At 71.4% G+C, this 6,107-nt stretch carries 6 protein-coding genes; 4 read left to right on the plus strand and 2 right to left on the minus strand.

Translation table 11 applies throughout. The features are described 5' to 3' along the window. Positions 1-66 precede the first annotated feature (66 nt). From V6M42_RS05750 to V6M42_RS05765, 4 genes are all read left to right on the plus strand, one after another. Positions 67-714 carry a DUF4893 domain-containing protein gene (locus V6M42_RS05750; protein ID WP_332677747.1) on the plus strand — a complete coding sequence of 216 codons (648 nt, stop codon included), beginning with the start codon at positions 67-69 and terminating at the stop codon, positions 712-714. Next, positions 711-2,045, plus strand: coding sequence for an FAD-dependent oxidoreductase (locus tag V6M42_RS05755; protein ID WP_332677748.1), 1,335 nt, complete (start codon positions 711-713; stop codon positions 2,043-2,045). Before V6M42_RS05750 ends, V6M42_RS05755 begins: the two co-directional genes overlap by 4 nt. A gap of 49 nt (positions 2,046-2,094) precedes the next feature. Beyond that, positions 2,095-2,823, plus strand: coding sequence for a DUF4893 domain-containing protein (locus tag V6M42_RS05760; RefSeq protein WP_332677749.1), 729 nt, complete (start codon positions 2,095-2,097; stop codon positions 2,821-2,823). A gap of 71 nt (positions 2,824-2,894) precedes the next feature. After that, positions 2,895-3,308 carry a hypothetical protein gene (locus V6M42_RS05765; RefSeq protein WP_332661080.1) on the plus strand — a complete coding sequence of 138 codons (414 nt, stop codon included), beginning with the start codon at positions 2,895-2,897 and terminating at the stop codon, positions 3,306-3,308. Positions 3,309-3,323: 15 nt separating this feature from the next. On the opposite strand, the gene V6M42_RS05770 is transcribed toward V6M42_RS05765, so the two are convergent. Together V6M42_RS05770 and V6M42_RS05775 are read right to left on the minus strand one after the other, a co-directional pair. Continuing rightward, positions 3,324-5,249: a hybrid sensor histidine kinase/response regulator gene (locus V6M42_RS05770; RefSeq protein ID WP_332677751.1), complete on the minus strand. Its 1,926-nt coding sequence runs from the start codon at positions 5,247-5,249 to the stop codon at positions 3,324-3,326. Positions 5,250-5,330: 81 nt separating this feature from the next. Further along, positions 5,331-6,107, minus strand: a 777-nt coding sequence (locus tag V6M42_RS05775) for a DUF3471 domain-containing protein (protein ID WP_332677753.1), incomplete at its 5' end; no start/stop codon positions are given.

The raw sequence follows: 6,107 nt of genomic DNA on the forward strand, positions 1-6,107 counted from the left end.
GCCGGCGCGCTTGACGCCGGCGCCGCGGACTGGCCCAAGGATCGCCCGACCCCAAGCGGAGCGCCCATGTCCCGACTGTCGCGATCCCCGGCCCTGATCGCCCTTGCGGCCCTGACCCTGACCGCCTGCGCCAGCGCCCCGCCGCCCCCCCCGCCGCCGTCCGGAAGCGGCGCCGCCTTGCGCGACTGGCGCGGCATCGTCACCGCGGCCGACCGCGACCGCTACGCCCGCCGCGACGCCGCCTGGTCCCTGGCCCTGCAGCAGGCCCGCCGCCAGACCGGCTCGGGCGACCTGCGCTCGGTCGGCGACCTGATCGACCCCGACCTCCGCCGCGCGCCCGTGGCCCCGCCGCCCGGCGCCTACCGCTGCCGCACCGTCAAACTGGGCTCCCAGGGCGGCGAGCAGGGCCTCGGCTATGTCGTCTACGGCTGGTTCGCCTGCCGCATCGAACAGACCCCGCGCGGTCTGAAATTCTCCAAACTGACCGGCAGCCAGCGTCCTTCGGGCCTGCTGTTCCCCGAGAACGACCGCCAGATGGTCCTGCTCGGCTCCCTCGCCCTCGCCGATGAGCCGGCCGCCAACTCCTACGGCCAGCGGCCGGACCGCGACCTGATCGCCGTGCTGGAGCGGATCGGCGACCGCCGCTGGCGTCTGGTCCTGCCCTGGCCGCAGGCCGAGTCCAATCTCGACGTGATCGAACTCGTCCCCGCGTGACGAAGGCGCCGGCCCCGAAACCGCGCAAGTCGCGCGCGAAACCGGCGGCGGCCCCGGCCGCCTCGGGTCGCGAGGCCCCGAAGGTCCGGAGACCGCGGCCCGCCAGGGACACGCTCGACATCCCGCCGCCGCCGCGCAGGCCGCGCCCGGCCGACATCGCCGTGATCGGCGCCGGCCCCGCCGGCCTGGCCGTCGCCCTGATGCTGGTCCGACAGGGCCGCCGCGTCATGGTCCACGAGCGGTTCGCCACGCCCCGCCCGGTCGGCGCCGGCTTCATGCTCCAGCCGACCGGCCTGCACGTCCTCGACGGCCTCGGCCTGACGCCGCAGGTCGAGGCCGTCGGCCAGCGCATCGATCACATCTTCGGCCGCGAGGCCCGCCGCGGCCGCGTCGTCCTCGACGTCCGCTACAGCGATCTGAAACAGCCCCGTCAGGCCGTCGGCATCCACCGCGCCGCCATGTTCGACATCCTGCACCGCGCCTGCATCGAGGCCGGAGTCGACTTCGAGACCGACCGCGAGATCGTCGCCGCCGACGCGGGCCGGCTGATCGACAGCGGCGGCCGCCGCAGCGCCACGCCGTTCAACCTCGTGATCGACGCCTCGGGCGCGCGTTCCGCCATCGCCGCAGGCATGGGCGCGGAGCGGCGCGACCTCGCCTGGGGCGCCCTGTGGACCACCGTCCCCTGGCCCGGCGCGCCCTTCGACCCGACGGCGCTGGAGCAGGTCTATCTGGGCGCCAGCCGCATGCTGGGCGTCCTGCCCTGCGGCTCCCTTCCCGGCGATCCGGCTCCGCTGGCCACCTTCTTCTGGAGCCTGAAGACCGAGATCTGGGCCGACTGGCACGCGCTGGGACTGGAGGCCTGGAAGGAACACTGCCTGCGCCTCTGGCCCGAGCTGTCGCCGGTCATGGACGCCATCACCGACCGCGAACAGATGACCCTGGCCTCCTATGGCCACCACACCCTCGCCCGGCCCGTCGGCGACCGGCTGGCCGTCGTGGGCGACGCCGCCCATTCGACCAGTCCCCAGCTGGGCCAGGGCGTGAACATGGGCCTGCTGGACGCCCTCGCCCTCGCCGAGGCCCTGAAACAGCACCGCGACCTGCCCGCGGCCCTCAACGCCTACGCCCGCGCGCGCCGCTGGCATGTGCGCCTGTATCAGGCGCTCAGCCTCGGCTTCACCCCCTTCTACCAGGCCGACGGCCGCCTGCTGCCCTGGGTCCGCGACCATGTGCTGGGCAAGGTCGCCCGCCTGCCCTTCGCCCCGCGCCTGCTGGCGGCCACCGTCGCCGGCGTCCTGCTGGACCCGCGATCGTCAGAGGGCGGCTGAACCCCTTCGCGGCCCAGCCGTTTGCACGGTTCAGCCCCAAGGACTCCGTATGCGCACCCTCATCGCCGTCGCCTCGCTCGCCGCCCTGCTCGCCGCCTGTGGAGAGAGCGCCCCGCCCGCCGCCGATCCTGCAGCCCCTCCGACGGACGCGTCCGTCCCGCCCGCCGACGCCGCCACGCCGCCACCCGCCGCTCCCGGCCAGACCCCCGCGCCTCCGGCCGAAGGCGAACAGGGCGGAACCGCCGACTGGCGCAAGGTCGTTTCGGCCGCGGACGCCGCCAGTCTCGGCCGCCTGGACCAGGCCTGGCGTCTCGGCCGGGCCGAGGCCGAGGACAACGGCTTCGCTGACAAGGTCGAGGCGCTGGGACCGCTCGTCGACCCCAACGCCGGTCAGGCGGGCCGGCTCCAGCCCCCGCCCGGCGCCTATCGCTGCCGCACGGTCAAACTGGGCAGCAATTCGCCCGGCGGCCTCGGCTATCTCGAATACCCCTGGTTCCGCTGCACCGTCGAACTGACCCCCGGCGGCGACCTGGTCCTGACCAAGACCACCGGTTCGCAGCGCACCCGCGGCCTCCTTTATCCGGATACGGACAATCGTCTTGTCTTCGTCGGCGCCCAGGCCTGGGGCATGGATGAAACCGGCTTCCCCCGCTACGGCCAGCAGCCCGTCCGCGACCAGGTCGGCGTCTTCGAACGGATCGGCTCCAACCGCTGGCGGCTCGTCATTCCCTGGCCGAAGGTCGATTCCAAACTCGAGATTCTGGAACTGACGCGCTGACGCCTTGACCCCCGGCCCGCCCGCGACGACTCTGGTCGCGCGGGCGTTTCCGCCAACCTCAGGGGGTCCCCATGCGCGGGTTCAGCATCACCATCGGCTCGGTCATCGCCGTCGTCATCCTCGCGGCGATCGCCCTGATCGGCCTGCCGACCTACAACGTCTATTCGAAGCAGATGCAGGGCAAGGCGGCCTATGAGCAGGCCGTCCAGGACCGCCGCATCCGCGTGCTGGAAGCCCAGGCCGCGCTCGATTCCGCCCAGCTGACCGCCCAGGCCGAGGTCGCCCGCGCCCGCGGCACCAACGAGGCCAACCGCATCATGGCCGAGAGCCTCGGCGGCCCGGACAACTATCTGCGCTGGGCCTATATCGACATGCTCAAGGAAACCGCGGGCAAGTCGGGCCGCGAGACCATCTACATCCCTACCGAAGCCGGCATGCCCGTGCTCGAGGCGGGCCGCGTCTCCCGGCGCCAGACCGCCGAGTAGCCGAACGGGGCCGCGTCAGGCGGGCGCGGCCTCGGCCAGCATCAATTGATCGACGAAGGCGGCCAGGGCGTCCTGGGTGAAGGGCTTGGCCAGGCGCGGCAATCCCAGACTCAGACGGCGGCCCTGATCCGCCACATCGGCATAGCCGGTGACCACGCCTATGGGCAGGCCGGGCCGCGACTCCAGCATCCGGCCGGCCATCTGCGAGCCGCTCATCCTGGGCATGACCTCATCGGTGATGACCAGGTCGATGCGGGAATCCTGCTGCAGGGCCTTCAGCCCCTCCTTCGCCGATTCCGCCCCGATCACCGAGTGACCCAGGTCCTCGAGCAGGGCGACCGTATTGGTCAGCACCAGCCGGTCGTCGTCCACGACCAGAATCCGAAGGCCCTGGCGTCCGGAGGCCTCCGGCGTCTTGCCCGTCGCCGCCCCCGCGGCCTCGTCAGCTCCCGCTACGGGCAGCCAGATATCGGCCGTGACGCCCTCCCCCTCCCGGCTGGACAGGCCGAAGCGGCCGCCCGACTGCTCGGCGAGTCCATGCACCATCGAGAGGCCCAGTCCCGTTCCCTTGCCCGCCCCCTTGGTGGTGAAGAAGGGCTCCGTCGCGCGCTGCAGCGTCGCCGCGTCCATCCCCTCGCCGGTATCCTGGACGCTGATCCGCACAAGGCCGGGCTCCTCCCCGGTTTCGGCGGTGATGCGGATCGTCCCGCCCCGCGGCATGGCGTCCCGCGCATTGACCACCAGGTTCAGAAGCGCGGCCTCAAGCTGGTAGGGATCGGTGTGGACCCGGGGCAGGTCGGCTGGAAAACGCATCGACACCTCGACGCTCGGGCCGATGGTCCGCTCGATGAATTCCGACATCCCCCGGACCAGCACCGGGACGTCCACGGCCACGAAGGTCAGTTCCTGCTTGCGGGCGAAGGACAGCATCCGCTGCGTCAGGACAGCGCCCCGTTCGGCGCCCTGGATCGCATTGTCGATCAGCGGCGTGATCCGCGGGTCATAGTCCAGCCGCTTGCGCACCAGCTCCAGACTGCCCAGCACCGCCATCAGCAGATTGTTGAAATCATGGGCGATGCCGCCGGTCAGCTGGCCGATGGCCTCGATCTTCTGCGACTGGAACAGCGCCTCACGGGTCCGTTCCAGCGCCTGCTGGGCCTCGACCCGCTCGGTCACGTCGCGCGTCACCTTGGCGAAGCCCAGAAGCACGCCCTCCTCGTTCCGGATCGCATCGATCACGACATGCGCCCGGAAATGCGAGCCGTCCTTGCGCAGGCGAAGGGCCTCGGTCTCGAACCGCCCCTCGCTGGCGGCCTGGGCCAGGGCGTGGGCCGGAGCGCCCGCGGCCCGCTCGTCCTCGGTATAGAAGCGCGAGAAGTGGCTGCCGATGATCTCCTCGGGCCGATAGCCCTTGATGCGCTGGGCGCCCATGTTCCAGGTCGTGACCCGCCCTTCGGGGTCCAGCATGTAGATGGCGTAGTCGACCACGCCCTGCACCAGCAGCCGGAACTCCTCCTCGCTCTTGCGCAGGGCCTCGGCCGCCAGCTTTCGTTCCGTCAGGTCGCGCGTGATCTTGGCGTAGCCCAGCAGCGCGCCGTCCTCGGGCGACCAGATCGGGTCAATGACGACATGGGCCCAGAACCGGCCGCCGTCCTTGCGGTACCGCCAGCCTTCCTGTTCGAAACGGCCCTCGGCCGCCGCCTGCCTCAGCGCGTTTCCGGGCACGTCGGCGGCCCGGTCCTCGGCCGAATAGAAGCGCGAGAAATGTTCGCCGACGATCTCGGCCGGCGTATAGCCCTTGAACCGTTCGGCCCCCGCGTTCCAGCTGACCACCCGCCCGTCGGGGTCCAGCATATAGATGGCGTAGTCGGTGATGGCGTTGACCAGCAGCCGGTAGCGACCCTCGTCGTGAACCGTGTCGCCTCCGGTTGTCCTGGCCATTCACGCCCCCGTCCCGCGCCCCCGCCCCGGGCATGCGGGGGCAGAACGACGTACGCTGCCGTATGGTTCCCGCGCCGCGGCTCAGACCCTGGTCAGTCGCAGGTCGTGATAGTCGTACGAGAAGTCCGCATCCGGACTGACGGCCTTCATCGTCGCCGCAACGGGGACGCCGTTCTCGACCTTGAAGGTGATGAACAGGTCCTCCTCGCGCCGGTCCGTGAACCGCGTCCTCAGGGTGTCGCCGTCATACGGCTCCAGCGGCCCCTGCAGCGATGGCGTGCGGCTGAATTTCAGCCACAGGACCACGTCCCGCGCCTCGATGACGATGTCGCCGTACCAGGGATCCCGCCAGGTTCCGGCAAAGGCGGAAAGCGGCAGGGACGGCGGCGCGCCCGCCGCCTGTTTCGCGTCGATTTCCGCCGCCGCCGCGATCGATTTCGCATCGCCCTCGGCCTTCAGCCGCACGCCGTCGGCGACCCAGTCGAAATCGGCCTTGCCCATGACGATGTCGGTGATGCCGCTGCGCAGCGCCCGCGTCAGGAAGCCCTCCTCGGCGTTGGTGAAATACGAGAAGCCGGCGTCGCGCCCGGGGATCAGCACCGTCCCGGAGACGAAGCCCGGCGCCCCGCCGCCGTGGGTGATCATCCGCTCGCCGCGATAGTCCTGCACCTGCCAGCCCGTCGCATAGGTCGAGGCCACGGCCCGGTTCGGCAGCTGCGCCGTCGGCCCGGCCGAGTTGGAGATCAGGATGTTGGGCCGCCACATCTCGTTCGCGCGGGCTTCCGAATACAGCCGCGACCCGTCCGGCAGGGCGCCGCGCGCCAGCTGCACCGCGATCCATTTGGCCCAGTCCACCGG

The organism is Brevundimonas sp. (assembly GCF_036677305.1).
Classification (GTDB): Bacteria; Pseudomonadota; Alphaproteobacteria; order Caulobacterales; family Caulobacteraceae; genus Brevundimonas.